The sequence below is a fragment of the Streptomyces sp. NPDC005706 genome, from assembly GCF_040631045.1.
Taxonomy (GTDB): domain Bacteria; phylum Actinomycetota; class Actinomycetes; order Streptomycetales; family Streptomycetaceae; genus Streptomyces.
This window is the reverse complement of the sequence record NZ_JBEXYS010000025.1, coordinates 48,971-69,017: the sequence shown is the minus strand read 5'-3', so window position 1 is coordinate 69,017 and position 20,047 is coordinate 48,971. Positions and strand designations below refer to the sequence as shown.

The following is a 20,047-nucleotide window of genomic DNA, read 5'->3' as shown; positions in this document are numbered from 1 at the left end:
GATGGGATTCGCCCGTACGTGCTCCGTCGCCCTTGTCGGCGTCGAGGGCGTGGTCGTCGAGGTGCAGGCCGACCTGGAACCCGGGGTGGCGGCCTTCACCCTGGTCGGCCTCCCGGACAAGAGCCTGACGGAGAGCCGGGACCGGGTCCGGGCGGCGGTCGTGAACTCGGGCGGCGAATGGCCGCAGAAGAAGCTCACCGTCGGACTGAGCCCGGCGTCCGTGCCCAAGGCCGGCTCCGGCTTCGACCTGGCCGTCGCCTGCGCGGTGCTCGGCGCCGCCGCCCGGATCGACCCACGGGTCCTCGCCGAGATCGTGATGATCGGCGAGCTGGGACTGGACGGGCGGGTGCGGCCGGTACGGGGCATCCTGCCCGCCGTCCTCGCCGCCGCCGACGCGGGGTACGAACAGGTGGTCGTGCCCGAGAGCGCCGCCGCCGAGGCCTCGCTGGTCCCCGGGGTGTCCGTGCTCGGCGTGCGCAGCCTGCGGCAGCTCATCGCCGTCCTCACCGACGAGCCCGTGCCCGAGGAGGACCCTGACGGACAGGGGCGCCCGGACCCCCTGCTGGCCGGGCTGCGCGTGCCCGGCACCGGGGCGGCCACCGGCATGCACGGCGGCGGCGCCCCGCAGCCCGACCACGACCTGGCCGACGTCGTGGGCCAGACCTCGGCGCGCACGGCCGTCGAGGTGGCCGCCGCCGGCGGGCACCACCTGTTCCTCGAGGGGCCGCCGGGCGCCGGCAAGACCATGCTCGCCGAGCGGCTGCCCGCCGTGCTGCCCCCGCTCACCCGGCAGGAGTCGCTGGAGGTCACGGCGGTCCACTCGGTGGCCGGACTGCTGCCCCCGGGCAAGCCCCTCGTCGAGGTCGCGCCCTACTGCGCCCCGCACCACTCGGCCACGATGCAGTCCCTCGTCGGCGGCGGCCCGGGCGTGGCGCGGCCGGGCGCCGTGTCCCTGGCCCACCGAGGGGTGCTGTTCCTGGACGAGGCGCCCGAGTTCCACGGCCAGACCCTGGACGCCCTGCGGCAGCCGCTGGAGTCCGGGCACGTGGTGATCGCCCGCAGCGCGGGAGTGGTCCGGTTCCCCGCCCGGTTCCTGATGGTGCTGGCGGCCAACCCCTGCCCGTGCGGGCGGTTCTCGCAGCGGGACTCCCTGTGCGACTGCCCGCCGTCGGCGATCCGCCGGTACCAGGCCCGGCTGTCCGGCCCGCTGCTGGACCGGGTCGACCTACGGGTCGAGGCCGACCCGGTCACCCGTGCCCAGCTCACCGAACCCGGGGCCCGGGGCGAGTCCTCGGCGGCCGTCGCCGACCGGGTCCGCGCGGCCCGGGAGCGGGCCGCGGCCCGCCTCGCCGGAACGCCCTGGGGCACCAACAGCGAGGTGCCCGGCAGAGAGCTGCGCAGCCGCTTCCACGCCGGCGCCGGCGCGATGGACGAGGCCGAGCGGAGCCTCGAGCGGGGCGTGCTCACGGCCCGCGGCATCGACCGGGTGCTGCGCGTCGCCTGGACGGTCGCGGACCTCGTCGGCCACGACCGCCCGGACGCCGGCGACGTCTGCCTCGCGCTGCAACTGCGCACCGGAATCCCACGGGGCGTGCCCATGGCCCTCGGGGCCCTGACATGACCGCGGGGACCGACGCGGAGGAGGAGCGGCTGGGACGGGTCTTCCTCGCCCGGGTCATCGAGCCGGGGGACGAGGCCGGAGGACGGTGGCTGCGGGAGTTCGGGGTGGCGGAAGTGGTCCGGCGGCTGCGCGACGGCGGGCGGCGGCTGCCGGGGGTGAGCGGGAAACGGTGGGACGGGCTGGTGGCGCGGGCCGGGCGGGCCGAGCCGGAGCGGGACCTCGAGGAGGCGCGGAACGCCGGTGTGCGGTTCGTGTGCCCGGGCGACACCGAGTGGCCGGGCCGGATCGACGACCTGGGCGACGCAAGGCCCATCGGGCTGTGGGTGCGCGGCACGCCCAGTCCGCGGGTATGGGCGCTCGGCTCCGTAGCCGTGGTCGGGGCACGCGCCTGCACCGAGTACGGGACGCATGTGGCGGCCACCCTCGCCGCCGGGCTGGCCGAACGGGGATGGGTGGTCGTGTCCGGCGGGGCCTACGGCATCGACGGAGCCGCCCACCGGGGTGCCCTGGCCGCCGGCGGGGCTACCGTCGCCGTGCTGGCCTGCGGCGTCGACCGGCCCTATCCGCGCGGTCACACCGCGCTGATCAACCGGATCGCGGAGCAGGGACTGGTGGTGGGCGAGCTGCCGCCCGGTGAGCATCCGACGCCGAGCCGGTTCATCCAGCGGAACCGGGTGATCGCGGCGCTCACCCGGGGCACCGTCGTCGTGGAGGCGGCGTGTCGCAGCGGCTCGCTGGTCACCGCGCGGGCCGCCGAGCGGCTCGGCAGATTCACGATGGGGGTCCCCGGACCGGTCACCAGCTCTCTCTCCGCCGGGGTGCACGAACTGCTGCGCGGCGGGGCCACGCTGGTCACCGATGCCGCGGACGTCATCGAACTGGTCGGTGACATGGGTGAGCTGGCTCCGCCCAGGCGCGGCCCCGTCCTCCCACGTGACCTGCTGGAACCGGCCGCGCGGGCCGTCCTCGCCGCCCTGCCGGGCAACCGCCCGGCAGGCGCCGGGGAGATCGCGCGCGGCGCGCGGACCACCCCGGACGACGCGATCGCGAGACTGTACGAACTCCGAGCACTTGGCTACGTCGAAAGACACGGCGACGGCTGGAAGTTGACACGCCAGGCGCTGATCTCGGCCCGGGGCGGCCCGGCTCCGTGCTGACCCAGCGTGTTCGGCCGTCCGGGGGAACGCCCTAAGCCCTTGGTAATTCCCGGAGTTGGCGCATCCGGGTGGTCACGCAGAGCAAGCTGCCGACTGCGGTGGTCGTGCCGGTGGAGAAGCTCCGCGCAGGGGTGGTGCCTCGTTGTTCGCACACCGCGACTCCGCAGTCACGCTACGCTCACGAAGTCCGGGCGCAGACCGCGCCGACTCGACACCAGACCGACAGCTCACCCGGGTGCCCCACTCGGCCCGTGGTGACCCACCGAGCACCGCTTCCGCCCACCACCCCGGCTCGCGCCACCCCGCAGCACTTCACGGCAGATCACGGCACTTCACGGCAGAACGGCACAAGGCGACGAATGCCCCAGCACACCTCCGGCTCCGACCGGGCGGCGGTCACACCGGCCGCCCGCGACGGTGGCAGCGTGCGGCCGCCCGCTCCCTCGACGCTCGACGAACTGTGGCGGTCGTACAAGGCGACGGGGGACGACCGGCTGCGGGAGCAACTGATCCTGCACTACTCGCCGCTGGTCAAGTACGTCGCGGGCCGGGTCAGCGTCGGTCTGCCGCCCAACGTGGAGCAGGCCGACTTCGTCTCCTCGGGTGTGTTCGGACTGATCGACGCCATCGAGAAGTTCGACATCGACCGGGAGATCAAGTTCGAGACGTACGCGATCACCCGGATCCGGGGCGCCATGATCGACGAGCTGCGGGCGCTGGACTGGATCCCCCGGTCCGTCCGGCAGAAGGCGCGCAACGTCGAACGGGCCTACGCCACCCTGGAGGCGCGGCTGCGGCGGACCCCGACGGAGGGCGAGGTCGCCGCCGAGCTGGACATGGAGGTGGACGAGCTGCACGCCGTGTTCAGCCAGTTGTCGCTGGCCAACGTGGTCGCGCTGGAGGACCTGCTGCACGTCGGCGGTGAGGGCGGCGACCGGCTCAGCCTCATGGACACGCTCGAGGACACCGCCGCCGACAACCCGGTGGAGGTCGCCGAGGACCGGGAACTGCGCCGGTTCCTCGCGCGCGCGATCAACACCCTGCCCGAGCGGGAGAAGACCGTCGTCACGCTCTACTACTACGAGGGGCTCACCCTCGCCGAGATCGGCAATGTGCTCGGGGTCACCGAGAGCCGGGTCAGCCAGATCCACACCAAGTCGGTGCTGCAATTGAGGGCGAAGCTTGCGAGCTTCGGACGCTGAGTCGCTCCCGTTCGCGGGGACGCGTCCGTAAAGTGGTCGACGTGCCAAGGATTCGAGCGGCCTCCGTGGCCGAGCACCGGTCGATGCAGCGAGCCGCCCTGCTGGACGCGGCTCGGTCCCTGCTGTCCGACGGCGGGACCGACGCGCTGACCTTCCCCGCGCTGGCCGAACGGACGGGCCTGGCGCGGTCGTCCGTGTACGAGTACTTCCGCTCGCGCGCCGCTGTGGTCGAGGAACTGTGCGAGGTCGACTTCCCCGTCTGGGCGGCGGAGGTCGCGGCGGCGATGGAGCGCGCGGCGACGCCCGAGGCCAAGGTCGAGGCGTACGTGCGGCAGCAGCTGGCGCTGGTCGGGGACCGGCGGCACCGGGCCGTGGTGGCGATCTCGGCGAGTGAGCTGGACGCGGGGGCGCGCGAGAAGATCCGCGCGGCTCACGGAGGGCTGGTCGCGATGGTCGTCGAGGCGCTGGCGGAGATGGGGCACGAGCAGCCCCGGCTGGCGGCGATGCTGTTGCAGGGGGTCGTGGACGCGGCCGTGCGGCGGATCGAACTGGGTGCGGCGGAGGAGCCGGCCAGGATCACGGACACCGCTGTGCGGATGGCCCTGCGGGGGGTCCAGGGCTGAGTGCTGCCAGCGGGGCTGGGCGGGATTTTGGGTTGCCCCTTGCTTCCGGGGTGGTGCCCTGCCGCTGGTGGGTGCGGTAGTACGCCGCGCTCTCAGGGCGCCCCGTGCCGACCCGGGCCGGAGGCGTCGCGCTCGCCCGCGCTTGCGGGGTGCCGCTGCGCCCACCCGTGCCGCCCCAGGCGGCACACATGCCCGTGGCTGTGCGGGCTCGGGTGCCCGCGGTTACGCCGTACGTCGCCGGATGTCCGTGGTTGCGCCGGTGCGTCGGCCGCTGCCGGGTGGGCGCCGACCGTGGCGCGCCGATGCCCGCGGCTCAGCGGCTCGCTGCCCCGCCGCTAAGCCCGGACGTTCAGTACCGGGAGCAGCCGGGAGGGACCCCCGCGCAGGAGCCACGGTGGGAGCAGTGTCAGCGGGTTCAGGTAGGTCTCGCCGGTCAGCAGGCCCCAGTGGACACAGGTGGCGGGGCAGTGCTGGGCGGTGGCCTCCACCGTGCCGACCACGTCACCGGCGTCCACCTCGTCGCCCTTCCGCACCGACGGGGCCACCGGCTCGTACGTCGTGCGCAGATCCGTCCCCGTCAGCGCCACCGACACCACACCACGCCCCGCCACCCGCCCGGCGAAGGACACCCGGCCGGGTGCCACCGCCCGTACCGGGGCACCGGCCGGCGCACCCAGGTCCACACCCCGGTGCCCGGGGCCGTACACCGTCGCCGGTGGCTCCCAGCCCCGTACCACCACCGGCCGGACCCCCACCGGCCAGGCGCGGGCGATGGCCGGGACCGGTGCCCGCGAGGGTGGTGAGGGCGCGGGGGCCGGGGTGTCCGCGGAGGCCATGGGGGTAGGCACGAGCGCCGCGAGACCGAGCACCAAGCCCGCCCACCCACCCGAATGCCGCATCACTCGTCGCATGCCGAAACCCTCCCGCACCCCCGCGATCACGGCCGGGATCTGTGGACCACCCCGCGGTTGTGGACAGCGGCGTCACCCGGTGCCCCGGCGGTCCCGTACACTTTCTCTGGCGATCCGGGTCACCGGGTCGACTTCGCACGCCCCGGTACGGGTCTCGTCGGACGGCTTCCGTCGGACGGTCCGTATCAGCGCCCCTCGGTCCCTCGTGGCACCGGCGCAACGCGGGCGTCAGGCGCGACGGCCGACCGGCTGTCGCGGCACAACCGAGAAATTCAAGGAGATACGGCCATGGCCGTCGTCACGATGCGGGAGCTGCTGGAGAGCGGCGTCCACTTCGGTCACCAGACCCGTCGCTGGAACCCGAAGATGAAGCGCTTCATCTTCACCGAGCGCAACGGCATCTACATCATCGACCTGCTCCAGTCGCTGTCGTACATCGACCGCGCCTACGAGTTCGTCAAGGAGACCGTCGCCCACGGCGGCACGGTCATGTTCGTCGGCACGAAGAAGCAGGCGCAGGAGGCCATCGCGGAGCAGGCCACCCGCGTCGGCATGCCCTACGTCAACCAGCGCTGGCTGGGCGGCATGCTCACCAACTTCTCGACCGTCTACAAGCGCCTGCAGCGCCTGAAGGAGCTCGAGCAGATCGACTTCGAGGACGTGGCCGCCTCCGGCCTCACCAAGAAGGAGCTGCTGGTCCTCTCCCGCGAGAAGGCCAAGCTGGAGAAGACCCTCGGCGGTATCCGCGAGATGCAGAAGGTGCCCAGCGCCGTCTGGATCGTGGACACCAAGAAGGAGCACATCGCGGTTGGTGAGGCCCGGAAGCTGAACATCCCGGTCGTCGCGATCCTCGACACCAACTGCGACCCCGACGAGGTCGACTACAAGATCCCGGGCAACGACGACGCGATCCGCTCCGTCACCCTGCTCACCCGTGTGATCGCCGACGCGGTCGCCGAGGGCCTCATCTCCCGCTCCCGTGTCGCCACCGGCGACAAGGGCGAGAAGGCCGCGGGCGAGCCGCTCGCCGAGTGGGAGCGCGACCTGCTCGAGGGTGAGAAGAAGGCCGACGAGGCCGCTCCGGCCGCCGAGGCCGAGAAGCCCGCCGAGGCTCCCGCCGCCGAGGCCCCCGCCGCCGAGGCCGAGGCCGAGGCCGAGAAGCCGGCCGAGGCTCCCGCCGCCGAGGCCGCCCCGGCCGCCGAGGGCGAGCAGGCCTGACGTCAGTGGCGACAGTGGGGGCGGTACGGAAACCGCAGCGCCTCCGGCGCGGGTGAGTCCGCCCCCACTGTTCACCCGTAGGTCGGCACGCCGTCCGTGGTCCACGGCTACAAGTGGACGCGGACCGTGCTCATCTCCGTTCTCCGAAGACTTCGAGAAAGACTCACAGACTCATGGCGAACTACACCGCCGCCGACGTCAAGAAGCTCCGTGAGCTGACCGGCGCCGGCATGATGGACTGCAAGAAGGCGCTGGACGAGGCCGAGGGCAACGTCGACAAGGCCGTCGAGGCGCTGCGCATCAAGGGCCAGAAGGGCGTCGCCAAGCGTGAGGGCCGCTCCGCCGAGAACGGCGCCGTGGTCTCCATCATCGCCGACGACAACTCCTCCGGCGTCATCGTCGAGCTGAAGTGCGAGACGGACTTCGTGGCCAAGGGCGACAAGTTCCAGGCCGCGGCCCGGACCATCGCCGAGCACGTCGCGAAGACCTCCCCGGCCGACATCGAGGCCCTGCTCGCCTCCGAGATCGAGGCCGGCAAGACCGTCCAGGCGTTCGTGGACGAGGCCAACGCCAACCTCGGCGAGAAGATCGTCCTGGACCGCTTCGCGCAGTTCTCCGACGGTTACGTCACCGCGTACATGCACCGCACCATGCCCGACCTGCCCCCGCAGATCGGTGTCCTGGTCGAGCTGGACAAGCCGAACGCCGAGGTCGCCAAGGGCATCGCCCAGCACATCGCCGCCTTCGCGCCGAAGTACCTCGCCAAGGAGGACGTGCCGGCCGAGGTCGTCGAGTCCGAGCGTCGCATCGCCGAGGAGACCACCCGCGCCGAGGGCAAGCCCGAGGCCGCGATCGCCAAGATCGTCGAGGGTCGCGTCAACGGCTTCTTCAAGGACGCCACGCTGCTCGGCCAGCCGTACGCGCTGGACAACAAGAAGTCGGTCCAGAAGGTACTGGACGAGGCCGGTGTCACCCTGAAGCGCTTCTCGCGCATCAAGGTCGGCATCTGAGTCCGTACCGCGATCGACGCGCGACCCCTATAGGGTCGACAGCAGTCGTCCGCGCACACCGCCACACCCGGGCACGTGGCGGACGGCAGCAGATCTGACGAGGAGGCCATTGCCGCGCATGGGAGCGAAAAGCGACCCCAACCGGCAATGGCCTTCTTCGTATGTGCAACACGTGAAAGAGGCGGGATCTCCATGACCACCAAGGCCCAGAAGAGCGACGACGGCAAAGTACGCGGCCGGTTTCTGCTGAAGCTGTCCGGAGAGGCCTTCTCCGGTGGCGGGGGCCTGGGCGTGGACCCGGACGTGGTGCACAAGATCGCCCGCGAGATCGCGGCCGTCGTCCGGGACGGCGCCGAGATCGCGGTCGTCATCGGCGGCGGCAACTTCTTCCGCGGCGCCGAACTCCAGCAGCGCGGCATGGACCGCGCCCGCTCCGACTACATGGGCATGCTCGGCACCGTCATGAACTGCCTCGCCCTCCAGGACTTCCTGGAGAAGGAGGGCATCGACAGCCGGGTGCAGACCGCCATCACCATGGGCCAGGTCGCCGAGCCGTACATCCCGCTGCGCGCCGTGCGCCACCTGGAGAAGGGCCGCGTGGTCATCTTCGGCGCCGGAATGGGCATGCCGTACTTCTCCACCGACACCACCGCCGCCCAGCGCGCCCTGGAGATCGACGCCGAGGCGCTGCTCATGGGCAAGAACGGCGTGGACGGCGTCTACGACTCCGACCCCAAGACCAACCCCGACGCCGTCAAGTTCGACGCCCTCGGCTACGGCGAGGTCATCACCCGGGACCTCAAGGTCGCCGATGCCACCGCCGTCACCCTGTGCCGCGACAACAGCCTGCCGATCCTCGTGTTCGAGCTGCTCGCCGAGGGCAATATCGCACGGGCCGTCAAGGGTGAGAAGATCGGCACGCTGGTGGATGACCAGGGCAGCCGGGACTGACCGGCACACCCCGGCGCCCGGGGTGTGACACCTGTCCGGGGGACGGACGGGACGCACCCAGGCCGGGGGATGGACAATGTCCTGCCGGTCGGGAACCGTGCAGGAAGAAGACGCGACGCAGCCGGCCGCCGCCCGACAGAGGAACCGCAGCCGGGCCTTACTCAAGACACGCAGGAGCAAGTGGTGATCGAAGAGACCCTCCTCGAGGCCGAGGAGAAGATGGAGAAGGCCGTCGTGGTCGCCAAGGAGGACTTCGCCGCGATCCGCACCGGCCGTGCGCACCCGGCGATGTTCAACAAGATCGTGGCCGACTACTACGGCGCGCCGACGCCGATCAACCAGCTGGCTTCGTTCTCCGTGCCGGAGCCGCGCATGGCGGTCGTGACCCCGTTCGACAAGAGCGCGCTGCGCAACATCGAGCAGGCGATCCGGGACTCCGACCTGGGCGTCAACCCGAGCAACGACGGCAACATCATCCGCGTGGTGTTCCCCGAGCTCACCGAGGAGCGCCGCCGCGACTACATCAAGGTCGCCAAGGCCAAGGCGGAGGACGCCCGGGTGTCGATCCGCTCGGTGCGCCGCAAGGCCAAGGACGCCATCGACAAGCTGATCAAGGACGGCGAGGTCGGTGAGGACGAGGGCCGTCGTGCGGAGAAAGAGCTCGACGACACCACCTCGAAGTACGTCGCTCAGGTGGACGAGCTGCTGAAACACAAGGAAGCGGAGCTGCTCGAAGTCTGATGAGCCACTCTTCCTGGGGGGCGCCGCCGACGGCGGGGCAGACCGGCTACTGGGGGCCCACCGAGGGTGGGCCCGCCCACCGGGCTGCCCCGGCGGGTCCCGCGTACGATGCGCCTGAGGCGCAGCAGACTCGCCCCATGCCCATCGTGCCCGACGTACCCGCGCATGGCGGAGACCAGGACGACGACCGGGGGGCCGCTCGGCTGAGCGGCCCCTTGTTCCGCAACGAGACGCAGAATCCGGAGCCCATGCCCGACGCCCCGCAGCCGGCGCCCGCGCCGCAGAAGAAGAGCGCGGGCCGCGACCTGAGCGCCGCCATAGGTGTCGGGGTCGGGCTCGGTGTCGTGATCATCGCGTCCCTGTTCGTCGTCAAGGCCGTCTTCGTGGGTGTCGTCGCGGTCGCGGTGGTCGTCGGGCTGTGGGAACTGACCAGCAGGCTGCGGGAGCGCAAGGACATCGGGGCGCCGCTGGTGCCGCTCGCGGTGGGCGGTGCGGCGATGGTGGTCGCCGGGTACGTCCGGGGCGCCGAGGGCGCGTGGGTCGCGATGGCTCTGACCGCGCTCGCGGTCCTGGTCTGGCGCATGACGGAACCGCCGGAGGGCTACCTCAAGGACGTCACCGCCGGTGTCTTCGCGGCGTTCTACGTGCCGTTCCTCGCCACGTTCGTCGCGATGATGCTCACCGCCGACGACGGCCCCTGGCGGGTGCTGACCTTCCTGCTCCTCACCGTCGTCAGCGACACCGGCGCGTACGCCGTCGGCTGGCGCTTCGGCAAGAACAAGCTCGCCCCGCGCATCAGCCCCGGCAAGACCCGCGAGGGCCTGCTGGGCGCGGTGGCGTTCGCCATGGTCGCGGGCGCACTGTGCATGCAGTTCCTGATCGACGACGGCCGCTGGTGGCAGGGACTCCTCCTCGGTCTCGCCGTCGCCGCCAGCGCCACCCTCGGGGACCTCGGCGAATCCATGATCAAGCGCGACCTGGGCATCAAGGACATGGGCACCCTGCTCCCCGGTCACGGCGGCATCATGGACCGGCTGGACTCGCTGCTGCCGACGGCGCCGGTGGTCTGGCTCCTGCTGGTGCTGTTCGTCGGCTCGGCCTGAGCCGCCCGGAGCGCACGGAGAACGGGCCCCACCCTGTGGCCAGGGTGGGGCCCGTCGTCGTGGGCGCCGGACTCAGGGCGTGGTGCGGATGGCGGCGATGTCGAACTGGAGGCGGACCTTCTCGCTCACCATGGCTCCACCCTGGGCGAGCCTGGCGTTGTAGGTCAGACCCCAGTCGCACCGGTTGATGGTCGTGGTGCCGTCGAAGCCGACCCGCTCGTAGCCGAACGGGTCCGTCACATGGCCGATGTAGGTGAGCTCCAGGTCGACGGGGCGGCTGACGTTCTTGATGGTGAGGTCGCCGGTCATCCGGTAGACGTCCTCACCGGCGAGCCGCACGGCGTTGCTCGTGAAGGTCATCCGCGGGTACGTCGCCGCGTCCAGGAACTCGCGGCCCACCAGATGGGCGTCGCGCTGCTCCACCCCGGTGTCCACGCTCGCCGTGTACATCACGATGTCGGCCCGGGAGCGGGCCGGGTCACCGGCGTCGAAGTAGAGCCGGCTCTCGTACTCCGTGAAGGCACCGCGCACCGTGGTCACCATCGCGTGCCGCACGGAGAACCCGATCCTGCTGTGCGCGGGGTCGATCGCCCACTCCCCGGTGAGGGACGCCAGACCGGGATCGGGCAGGACGGCGGTGGCACCGGGCGCCGAGGCGCTGTGCGCGGCGGGAGAGGCGGGCGCCTCCAGACGCCGCTGGAAGGGGCTGCGGCCGAAAAGGTTCATGGAGCACCTTGCTACGGCAGCGTGCCCCCGCCCGGCAAGACCCGACCAGGAAACCCGACCGTTCACCCGCAGAACTTCACAGGTGGGGAGGGGCCTGGACCGGGCGGGTGCGAGGATGGGCGCGTGCTCGTACAACTGGTCGCCGCGGTCGGTGTCCTCGCTGTCCTGACCGTCGTTCCCGGCCCGGACATGGCCGTCGTGACGAAGCGGGCCGTGGCCTGCGGCTGGCGGGACGGGCTGCGCACGGTCGGGGGCATCACCGCCGGCCTGCTCACCTGGGGCGTGCTCACCGTGGCCGGGCTGGCAGCGGTACTGGCCGCGTCCGCCGCCGCCTACACGGTGGTCAAGCTGGCCGGCGCCGCGTACCTGGCCTTCCTCGGCGTGCAGACGTTGCTTCGCAGCCGGCGCGGTCGCATGAGTGCCGCGACGCCCGGGCCCGCCCCGAAGGGAAACCCGTGGCGGACGGGCTTCGTGAGCAACGTCTTCAACCCGAAGATCGCCGTGTTCTACACGGGTCTGCTCCCCACCCTCGCGCCTCCCGGCATGTCACCGCACACCGGTATGGCGCTCCTCGTCGTCCTGCACGCCGTGCTCACCCTCGCCTGGCTCGGCGGGTACGTACTGCTGCTGGCCAGGGCCCGCGCCTTCTTCGAGAGGCCCGCCGTGCGGCGGGCCATGGACCGGGTCACCGGCGTCGTCCTGATCGGCTTCGGCATCAAGGTCGCGGCGACGCAGCCCTGACGCTTCGTGGCCGTGGCCGCAGCCGGAGTGCAGCCGTCGGCGGCGCCGTCACCCTGGGCCGGCGCGGGTGCCCCGGGCGACGTGGCGTCTGCTCGTCGGGTGTCCCCGACGGTGGCAATGTGGAAGATGTGAAAGCTGAGGACAGCTCAGCCGGTATGTGGCAGCTACGGCGGTCGAGTCACGCGTTGCTGCTCATTCCGATCGCCCTCATCGTGGTGATCACGGCGGTCGACCAACTGGTGCCGGAGGACATCCATCTCGGCCCGCTGCTCGTGATCGCCCCCGCGATCACCGCCTCGTTCACGGGCGCATGGCTCACGGGCGTGATCGGCACCCTGGCGGTGGCGGCACAGGCGTACATCGGCTGGCACTTCGGCGTGCTCTTCTCACGCAACGTACTGGTCCAGATCCTCGCCCTCGCGGTGCTCTCGGCCCTGAGCGTGGTCTTCTGCCTGATGCGCGAGCGGCGCCAGCGCCAGCTCGCCCAGGTGCGGTCGGTCGCCGAGGCCGCGCAGCACGGCCTGCTGTGGCCGCTGCCGGAGCGCATGGGGTCCCTGCAGATCGCCTGCCTGTACCTGGCCGCCGAGGACGAGGCGAAGATCGGCGGCGACCTGTACGCGGCCACCCGCATTACCGGCGGCGTGCGCCTCATGATCGGGGACGTCCGCGGCAAGGGGCTGTCCGCGATCGGCGAGGCCGCTCTGCTCCTCGGAGCCTTCCGCGAGGCCGCCCACCGGCACGCCACCCTCCCCGACCTGGCCACGACGCTGGACCACAGCGTCACCCGTTACCTGGCCGACTTCGAGCCGACCGCGGAGGCCGGTGAGCGGTTCGCGACCATGCTGCTGCTGGAACTCCCCGACGACGAGCACATCATCCGGATGATCAGTTGCGGGCACCCGCCTCCGCTGCTGCTCAGTCCGAACAGCGCCCTCACGGTCCCCGGCCTGCACCCCGCACCACCCCTGGGGACCACGGAAACGGGCCCGGAGGCGTACGCCATCGACGCGGCCTCCTTCGAGCCCGGCGACACCCTCCTGCTCTACACCGACGGCGTCATCGAGGCCCGTGACCGCGACGGCCGCTTCTACCCCCTGGAGACGCGGGTCGCCCAGTGGAACAAGAGCGGCCCCGAATCGCTGCTCCACCACATCCACCGCGATCTGCTCGCCCACACCCGCGGACGCCTCAACGACGACGCCGCCCTCGTCGCCCTGCACCGCCACGGACACCGCCGTCACGGCCGCGTCATCCACTCGAGCGGCTTCGGCCACACCCCGTGAAACACGCGGGTGCCCGACCGCGCGTCCCGCCCATGGCCCGGTCCGCCTCGGCGCGGCCGATGACGCCGGAGACGCCGCCGGGCCGGCGCGCCACGGCGTGACCGTCACTGGTCCGAGCCCTGACGGTGAGAGACCTGGCCCCGAACCGTGCGCCACTGCGACCGCGTCTGCTCGACCACCTTGTCCCACTGCCGGCGGACCTCACGGTCGGACGGGCGGTGACCCGCGCGGATCCGGCCGAGTTCGTCGTGTACTTCCCGTCCCAGTGCCGCCGATGCGACCAGGGCGAGCATGACCGTGAACAGGGCGGAGATCATCGCGAAGACCGCACCGACCACGCCGTAGCGTGCGGCGGAGGAGTTGAAGAGATGCGGCATGTAGACGGCCGCGCCCACCGAATACGCCGCGGTCAGGGCGGCGCCGGTGACGGCGAAGGGAATCAGGTCCGTCCAGCCGATCCGATTCGCCGACAGGAGCCGGCCGGTCCAGACGAGGAACACGGCGGTCACCGGTACCTCGCACACCAGGGCGACCAGACCCGGCCCGTGCCCGCCGAGGAGCGCGGAGAGCAACGTGATGACCGCCGCGTAGCCACCGAGCGACAGGATCCACCACAGACCTTTGCGCGTGTTCCGCACACTGAGGGGCCTGAGTTCCCATGCCTGCTCGAAGAGCCGCTGCGCCGCTCGCGTGAAACTCAGCATCGAGATCGCCAGAAACGCGACGCCGAAGATGCCCACACTCGCGCTGGTCCCTTCGGCGGGAGAGAACAGTGACCTGACCGCATCGGCGCCCGCGCCGGTGAGGTGGTAGCGCTGGATGATCCGCTCGGCGGCGTCGTACTGCCCGAAGACGGCGCCGAGGAGGATGGAGACCGGGACCAGCGCTGTCAGGGCGCTGGACGCGAGGGCCATCGAGCGGTCGAAACCCACGATCTTCTGGAACCGGTTGATGACCCGCAACGCGAACGCGGGCCGCAGCCAGAACGTCAGTGTCCTGACGAGGCGCTCTCGATTGATCTCCGCCGTCCTGCCTTCCATCGGGATCAGGATCTTTGTGGGCGAAGAGAGCGTAGCGGACGCCAGTGGGGTCGATGAGGGCGACACGAGAAGCGGCCCCCCGGCCGCACGACCGCGACTCGCCCAGCCGCACCTTCAGGCGGTCGGGCCCCCTCAGCGCCGCCGGGGGAACTTCCAGCCGTTCTGGCGCAGCTTGAAGAGGATGAACACTGCGCAGAGCGCCCACACGACCAGGAAGGCCCACAACAACCACGGAGGCCCGTCCGGACGCTCCGCCAGTTGAACCGCTGCCGCGTAAGAAGAGGTCACTCCTCGCGCGTGCCCGGCTGCGCGGGCAGGAACACGCGGTCGACTGCCTTCCGCTTGCGCTCCTGGCTCGACGGCATCACACACTCCGCCCTCTGAGACGCTGGGCAGATGCTCACTGAAGAGGAAGCACGAGGGCTCGTTGCGGCGGAGCTCGCACGGGTCGAAAGAGCGATATACCAACACCTGGACCTTGCGATCTCCAGGGTTGAGCCCGTGTCTTTCGGGTGGGTGTTCTACTGGTGCGCGCGACGGGACATCGGTCGCCCCGCCGGCCAGCGGCCACACTCGGTGGGAACGGCCCTTTCTTGGTGGATCGGGAGAACAAGCGGCTTATCCGAGGTGCAACCAGCAGGCCCGTACCCCGACAGATCGCGGACTATGAGCGTCGGGGGCACCGTCGCCGACTGCGGGCCCATAGTGGTGGGCGCGGGGAGCTCCCATCCCGTCCGTCATCGACCCAGGCAAAGCCGAGCAGACGCGGCCCATGGCGTCCAGGTCGTTCGTACAGTGGCGCGCTCCACCTGGACGCCATGAACCACGCCCGCTCCACGGTGTGTGGGTCGACGGCGGACGGGATGGGAGCTGGGGGTGTTGAGGCTGGGGGACGCTGGCCCGGCACCAACCAGAGTCGACCTTGGAGACGAAGTAGGCACGCGGCGCAGGGGAAGGCAACATGGCTGCGTGAGCCAGGAGCAAAGGGCAGGCGGATTGATGGCAGCGCTCCGCGACGCCGAGTCGGAGTCATGGTCTTGCAGAGCTGCCGCAGGCAGGCAGCTTGCGGCGATTGCAGGCCAGGAAGAAGTCGCGCCGGTCCTTGAACGGCTTCTGTTGGATCTTCACGACACTGGAGTCACGCAAGAAACGGCGGAGGCACTGCTGCAACGACGGGATCTTGTTGGTCTGCGCACGGTTCTTGCGGCGCTGTCACGGGCTGAGGCGTGGTGGACTGCTGACCAGCTCGACGGCGAGGTGTTCAACCATCAAAGCTGGATGATCGCCGATGGCCGGCTGGACCAGTTCGTGCAGCAACTCGAAGCACTCACAGCCGACGAGGACGCTGGCGTCCGCGGGGAGGCTTTGCGGTTCCTCGGGAGGGAGTCGATTGGCTGACACCAGCGGCAGACACCAACAACCGCGAACAGTGGCGATCGGCGCCGGACCTCAGCGGACGATCGCTCAAGGCAGGAAGCCGGTTGATGGATGTCCTCGGTCCCTTGTGATCGACCTGATAAGGATGAGGCCAGACCGCAAAGTCTGGGCCCGGTACGGGCGCCGTGCGCACCGTCGGCCGGCGCCCGTCGCTTGGCTCGGTCATTGAGACTCTGCCGACCTCACGTCGAACCGCCCCCTCGACCTTATTCGGCGCCTGACATGATCCCCGGTATGACGACGGATGGGGCCGCCGAAGCACTTGATCGACACGTGCGCCAGTTCTTCGCCGGACACTCGGTGAGGACGGCGCATTACGACCTAGGCGACGGGCGTCGCGGCATGGTCCGTGACCTGCGGATCCTTGAGATAGGTCCGGGACCACGTGGCAACCATTGGACCTACGTCACAGTCGGATGCTGGGCACGGGCCCACCATCAGGGACACGGCACGGAGTTCATCATGACGGCGCCGATCAGCGATCCGCGGTTCGCGGACGTTCTCGCGATGACGGCCTTCTACCACTGCGGTGGGCCGCAACCTCACCGTCTTGAGCTGGGCCACAGCCTGCCGATGGGGGAACCCTGGACGCCTGGATCGACCTGCGAGCATCTGCTTGTCAGCCTGCCCTACCTGCATGGGCCCGACCTTGAACGGTGTGCCCTGCCAGACGGACACGCCCGCTTGCTCTGGCTGCTACCGGTTACCGCATCCGAGATCGCGTTCCGCAGAAAGCGTGGAACCGAAGCCTTGGAGCAACTCTTCGACGAAGCCGAGATCAATCCCATTGATCCGCGCAGGCCCGCAGTCGTCTAAGCAAGGGTAAGTGGGGCCGTCTCGGGGCCGTCAGAGGGCGCTCAACGACGACCAACGCTGACAACCACTGACAGCTAAGTCGCAGGTCGCAGCGTTGATCGATTACGTGGCCGCAGGTCAGAGACCTGGCCCTTCATTTCTTCGGCTTCTAGTCGGAGCCGAACTAGCTGTTCACCCGTCTTCCTGAAGGACGGGAACATGATGTTCGTCAAGACCGCTTGCGGCAGCTGACATCAGCGGCTGACACCAAAAAGCACGAACAGCGGCGGCCGAGGCCGGACGCCAGGGGATGACCGAGCGAGGCGCACGGGCGGGTGGCCGACGTTGGCAGCCCCCCGTGATCGGCCTGATAAGGATGAGGCCAAACTTCAAAGCCTTCACCTCGTCCGGGCGTCATCCTCCGTGGGCGGCGCCGATCGCCTTGACTCGGTCATTGAAACTCCCGGCCAAAGTCGCTCCGTCGATCACGAGGGCTCGTGCCGCACCCATACCCCGTGAACCCCCGGGCCTGTAGTTCGCATCCTGGGACTGAAGGCAAGGCGCCCCTAGTAGGCCAGGAGAACTACTGACTGACAAGAGCTCCTAATCCGTTTCCCTCCGGTAGCAGCCAGGAGTGCTAGAGGAGTGGAACTTGGGAAGGTCATCGCGGAAAAAGAAGATCTGCTTCTGGTCTGCACCGTGGAATTCATCGGCAGCCTTCTTTGAAACAATCAGGCAGAAGTCCTTTGTCAAAGGACTGCCATTTCCCGCCCGGTTCAACCGAAGCGATCCCTCGTACCGGCCGGGTTGGAGGGTCCAGTTGTCGGCCCAGAAATTGAGTGTGGGCTGCTGAGGCTTGTCCTGGCTGACAATGAATGGGGCGGGATCGCTGGACCACTGATAGTTGAGCTGGTCTGAAGCGGGATCGAGCACGTATTTTCCGATTTCGCGCCAGTAGAAAATCGGCTTCCTTAAAGACGAAATCGAGCCGACGGGACTCATTTGCAGACGTGCATCACGAATCACCTCGACGTCCTGGGCCTTGAACCTGGTGGACACCGTAGGCTGAATCTCGAACGCGATTCCGTCATCTCTCAGCCCAATGCGCACCAGGTGAGGAAGCGTCAGATCGGTTCTGGGCTTCCGTTGGAGTTCAGCGAGGTTATAAATAGAAAAAGCAAGTGCAACAACAGCGGCTAGCGTGGCAGCCCACTTGTGAACACTGTCGAATCGCGCTCTTCGAGCCCCCGTCGCCCTCTCATCCGTGCCGTTCATACTTCTACTCTCTACTGATACCCGAGACGTCGGTCTGCTGTGTTGCTCCATTTGGGCGGCACGATTAGCGCCTGGGCCGACAGCGAACCGCTCACTCTCGCGCTTGCCGTTGCGGTGGGATTCAAATCGAGCCGGAGCGGTACAGCACAGAAGCACAGCAACCGTGACAACAATGGGTGACCGCCCAGGGCCGGCAGCATCCCCTTGACTGGGACGGATAACTCAGCGACCTCCCCGTCCGTAGTTCGCATCGAAGGGGTGGTGCGAACGTGGGGGCTGGCAGCATGGGGCCATGGCGGACTCTCTACTTGTGGCGGCCGTAAGCGTCCTAGGGACACTCGCAGGCGGCGGGTTGACCGCAGCAGTTACATTCCGGTCGGAACGGCGCAAAGATGCAGCCCTCTCGGAGCAGCAACGGCTACAGCTCCTGTCCGCTGAACAGCAGCAGGCGCGACTACTACTAGCCGAAGAGCGTCGACAGATACGAGAGCTCCAGATCGATCACCGTCGACAGGTGTATCAGCAGTTCCTGGCTGATGCTCATGCCGTCAACCACGATGGGGACAAGCTTGGCGACATGATCATGCGCTCCCGGTGGGAGCCAGTCGGCGACATTGATGCCCGAGCCGCAGAGCTCGACACCGCAGTCAGAGCGGCCGGAGGTTCGGTACATAAGGTGCAACTGGAGGGGCCTGAGGCGGTAGCGCAACTGGCGGATGAGGTGATGTTGTGCCTGTCCCGGCTGCCTCCCACACTCCGAACGCTGCGGCGTTGGCGGGAGGACGGAAGTCGTAGTGGGCCAGGCGAGGAGACGCCCGTCGATTCGTGGTTCGAGGTCCACTCCGGCCTGCATGACTGCATCGACACTTTCGTGGTGGCTGCACGTAGCGCCATGGACGATCTGCTGCGCGTGAGTGGACCGGAACGAGAGACAGGGGCAGCTCAACCAGGGCGCACGGCCCCACCCGCTGGGCCGTCCCTGGGCCGTCCGAGGCCGCTCAGTGGCGACCGGTGACGCCTACTAATGACAGTCGTAGCGACCGGCAGCCGCAGGTCACCCTTTTGGATCTGCGACACTGGTACAGCCATGCCTAAGCCCGGAGAACTCACTTTCGTCGCCCCCCGCGGAGCCAAGAAGCCGCCGCGGCATCTCGCCGATCTCACGCCCGCCGAGCGCAAGGACGCCGTGGCCGAGATGGGTGAGAAGCCGTTCCGTGCCAAGCAGCTGTCGCAGCACTACTTCGCGCGGTACGCGCACGACCCGGCGGAGTGGACCGACATCCCCGCCGCCGCGCGCGGCAGACTGCGCGAAGCGCTGCTGCCCGAGCTGATGACCGTCGTGCGGCATCTGTCGACCGACGAGGGGACGACCCGCAAGACGCTGTGGCGGCTGTTCGACGGCACGCTCGTGGAATCCGTGCTGATGCGGTACCCGGACCGGGTCACCATGTGCATCAGCTCGCAGGCCGGGTGCGGGATGAACTGCCCGTTCTGCGCGACCGGGCAGGCCGGTCTCGACCGGAACCTGTCCACCGCGGAGATCGTGCACCAGATCGTGGACGGGATGCGGGCGCTGCGGGACGGAGAGGTGCCGGGCGGGCCCGCGCGGCTGTCCAACATCGTCTTCATGGGCATGGGCGAGCCGCTCGCCAACTACAAGCGGGTCGTGGGTGCCGTCCGGGCGCTGACCGACCCCGCTCCCGACGGGCTCGGGCTGTCGCAGCGCGGCATCACCGTGTCGACGGTCGGGCTGGTCCCGGCCATCCACCGGTTCTCCGACGAGGGCTTCAAGTGCCGGCTCGCGATCTCCCTGCACGCGCCCGACGACGAACTGCGCGACACCCTCGTCCCCGTGAACACGCGGTGGAAGGTGCGCGAGGTGCTGGACGCCGGGTTCGAGTACTCCGCGAAGTCCGGGCGCCGGCTGTCCATCGAGTACGCGCTGATCCGGGACATCAACGACCAGGCCTGGCGCGGTGACCGGCTCGGCCGGCTGCTCAGGGGCAAGCCCGTGCACGTCAACCTCATCCCGCTGAACCCGACGCCGGGCTCCAAGTGGACCGCCTCGCGGCCCGAGGACGAGAAGGCGTTCGTGGAGGCCATCGCGGCCCATGGTGTACCGGTCACGATCCGGGACACCCGGGGGCAGGAGATCGACGGGGCCTGTGGTCAGCTCGCGGCGACCGAGCGATAATCTGGCCACGTCAACACAT

At 69.7% G+C, this 20,047-nt stretch carries 19 protein-coding genes; 14 read left to right on the top strand and 5 right to left on the bottom strand.

The features are described from left to right. Nucleotide 1: 1 nt before the first annotated feature. The 4 genes from ABZ478_RS29665 to ABZ478_RS29650 all read left to right on the top strand — a co-directional run bounded on the left by ABZ478_RS29665 (nt 2) and on the right by ABZ478_RS29650 (nt 4,603). Nucleotides 2–1,621, top strand: coding sequence for a YifB family Mg chelatase-like AAA ATPase (locus ABZ478_RS29665; protein ID WP_359553961.1), 1,620 nt, complete (start codon nt 2–4; stop codon nt 1,619–1,621). Then, on the top strand, nt 1,618–2,778 hold the full coding sequence (gene dprA / locus ABZ478_RS29660; protein ID WP_359553959.1) for a DNA-processing protein DprA: 1,161 nt from the start codon (nt 1,618–1,620) through the stop codon (nt 2,776–2,778). The genes ABZ478_RS29665 and dprA overlap by 4 nt, the downstream gene beginning before the upstream one ends. Nucleotides 2,779–3,137: 359 nt before the next feature. Further along, on the top strand, nt 3,138–3,980 hold the full coding sequence (gene whiG / locus ABZ478_RS29655; RefSeq protein WP_359553958.1) for an RNA polymerase sigma factor WhiG: 843 nt from the start codon (nt 3,138–3,140) through the stop codon (nt 3,978–3,980). 65 nt (nt 3,981–4,045) lie between these two features. Continuing rightward, complete coding sequence (locus tag ABZ478_RS29650) at nt 4,046–4,603, top strand: helix-turn-helix domain-containing protein (RefSeq protein ID WP_359554002.1); 558 nt, start codon at nt 4,046–4,048, stop codon at nt 4,601–4,603. 335 nt (nt 4,604–4,938) lie between these two features. Here ABZ478_RS29650 and ABZ478_RS29645 read toward each other — a convergent pair whose 3' ends face one another. Further along, nucleotides 4,939–5,439, bottom strand: coding sequence for a M23 family metallopeptidase (locus tag ABZ478_RS29645; protein WP_359553956.1), 501 nt, complete (start codon nt 5,437–5,439; stop codon nt 4,939–4,941). A 363-nt stretch (nt 5,440–5,802) separates the two neighbouring features. Here ABZ478_RS29645 and rpsB point away from each other — a divergent pair, with 363 nt between their 5' ends. From rpsB to ABZ478_RS29620, 5 genes are all read left to right on the top strand, one after another. Further along, nucleotides 5,803–6,732: a 30S ribosomal protein S2 gene (rpsB, locus tag ABZ478_RS29640; RefSeq protein ID WP_359553955.1), complete on the top strand. Its 930-nt coding sequence runs from the start codon at nt 5,803–5,805 to the stop codon at nt 6,730–6,732. A gap of 173 nt (nt 6,733–6,905) precedes the next feature. Then, nucleotides 6,906–7,742: a translation elongation factor Ts gene (gene tsf, locus ABZ478_RS29635; protein ID WP_359553954.1), complete on the top strand. Its 837-nt coding sequence runs from the start codon at nt 6,906–6,908 to the stop codon at nt 7,740–7,742. A gap of 192 nt (nt 7,743–7,934) precedes the next feature. Beyond that, nucleotides 7,935–8,693: a UMP kinase gene (gene pyrH, locus ABZ478_RS29630; RefSeq protein ID WP_359553952.1), complete on the top strand. Its 759-nt coding sequence runs from the start codon at nt 7,935–7,937 to the stop codon at nt 8,691–8,693. Nucleotides 8,694–8,876: 183 nt separating this feature from the next. After that, nucleotides 8,877–9,434, top strand: coding sequence for a ribosome recycling factor (gene frr / locus ABZ478_RS29625; RefSeq protein WP_359553950.1), 558 nt, complete (start codon nt 8,877–8,879; stop codon nt 9,432–9,434). Then, on the top strand, nt 9,434–10,537 hold the full coding sequence (locus tag ABZ478_RS29620; RefSeq protein ID WP_359553949.1) for a phosphatidate cytidylyltransferase: 1,104 nt from the start codon (nt 9,434–9,436) through the stop codon (nt 10,535–10,537). The genes frr and ABZ478_RS29620 overlap by 1 nt, the downstream gene beginning before the upstream one ends. A gap of 72 nt (nt 10,538–10,609) precedes the next feature. Here ABZ478_RS29620 and ABZ478_RS29615 read toward each other — a convergent pair whose 3' ends face one another. Beyond that, nucleotides 10,610–11,263 carry a YceI family protein gene (locus ABZ478_RS29615; protein WP_359553947.1) on the bottom strand — a complete coding sequence of 218 codons (654 nt, stop codon included), beginning with the start codon at nt 11,261–11,263 and terminating at the stop codon, nt 10,610–10,612. A 123-nt stretch (nt 11,264–11,386) separates the two neighbouring features. Between ABZ478_RS29615 and ABZ478_RS29610 the strand changes: the two genes are divergently transcribed. Together ABZ478_RS29610 and ABZ478_RS29605 are read left to right on the top strand one after the other, a co-directional pair. Next, the gene (locus ABZ478_RS29610) at nt 11,387–12,004 is read left to right on the top strand and encodes a LysE family translocator (protein ID WP_359553945.1); all 618 of its coding nucleotides are present in this window, start codon (nt 11,387–11,389) and stop codon (nt 12,002–12,004) included. Nucleotides 12,005–12,189: 185 nt separating this feature from the next. Beyond that, on the top strand, nt 12,190–13,287 hold the full coding sequence (locus ABZ478_RS29605; protein ID WP_359553943.1) for a PP2C family protein-serine/threonine phosphatase: 1,098 nt from the start codon (nt 12,190–12,192) through the stop codon (nt 13,285–13,287). Between the two features lie 104 nt (nt 13,288–13,391). Here the strand turns inward: ABZ478_RS29605 and ABZ478_RS29600 are convergent, their stop codons facing one another. Then, nucleotides 13,392–14,327 carry a hypothetical protein gene (locus ABZ478_RS29600; protein ID WP_359553941.1) on the bottom strand — a complete coding sequence of 312 codons (936 nt, stop codon included), beginning with the start codon at nt 14,325–14,327 and terminating at the stop codon, nt 13,392–13,394. A 969-nt stretch (nt 14,328–15,296) separates the two neighbouring features. On the opposite strand from ABZ478_RS29600, the gene ABZ478_RS29595 reads away from it, so the two are divergent. Beyond that, nucleotides 15,297–15,725, top strand: coding sequence for a hypothetical protein (locus ABZ478_RS29595; RefSeq protein ID WP_359553940.1), 429 nt, complete (start codon nt 15,297–15,299; stop codon nt 15,723–15,725). Nucleotides 15,726–15,998: 273 nt separating this feature from the next. After that, nucleotides 15,999–16,580 carry a suppressor of fused domain protein gene (locus ABZ478_RS29590; protein ID WP_359553938.1) on the top strand — a complete coding sequence of 194 codons (582 nt, stop codon included), beginning with the start codon at nt 15,999–16,001 and terminating at the stop codon, nt 16,578–16,580. A gap of 582 nt (nt 16,581–17,162) precedes the next feature. Here the strand turns inward: ABZ478_RS29590 and ABZ478_RS29585 are convergent. Together ABZ478_RS29585 and ABZ478_RS29580 are read right to left on the bottom strand one after the other, a co-directional pair. After that, on the bottom strand, nt 17,163–17,834 hold the full coding sequence (locus ABZ478_RS29585) for a hypothetical protein (protein WP_359553936.1): 672 nt from the start codon (nt 17,832–17,834) through the stop codon (nt 17,163–17,165). Between the two features lie 460 nt (nt 17,835–18,294). Next, nucleotides 18,295–18,507, bottom strand: a complete 213-nt coding sequence (locus ABZ478_RS29580) for a hypothetical protein (RefSeq protein WP_359553934.1) — start codon at nt 18,505–18,507, stop codon at nt 18,295–18,297. A 414-nt stretch (nt 18,508–18,921) separates the two neighbouring features. On the opposite strand from ABZ478_RS29580, the gene rlmN reads away from it, so the two are divergent. Then, entirely contained in the window at nt 18,922–20,028 is a 1,107-nt protein-coding gene (gene rlmN / locus ABZ478_RS29575) for a 23S rRNA (adenine(2503)-C(2))-methyltransferase RlmN (protein ID WP_359553933.1), read from the top strand. Nucleotides 20,029–20,047 lie beyond the last annotated feature (19 nt).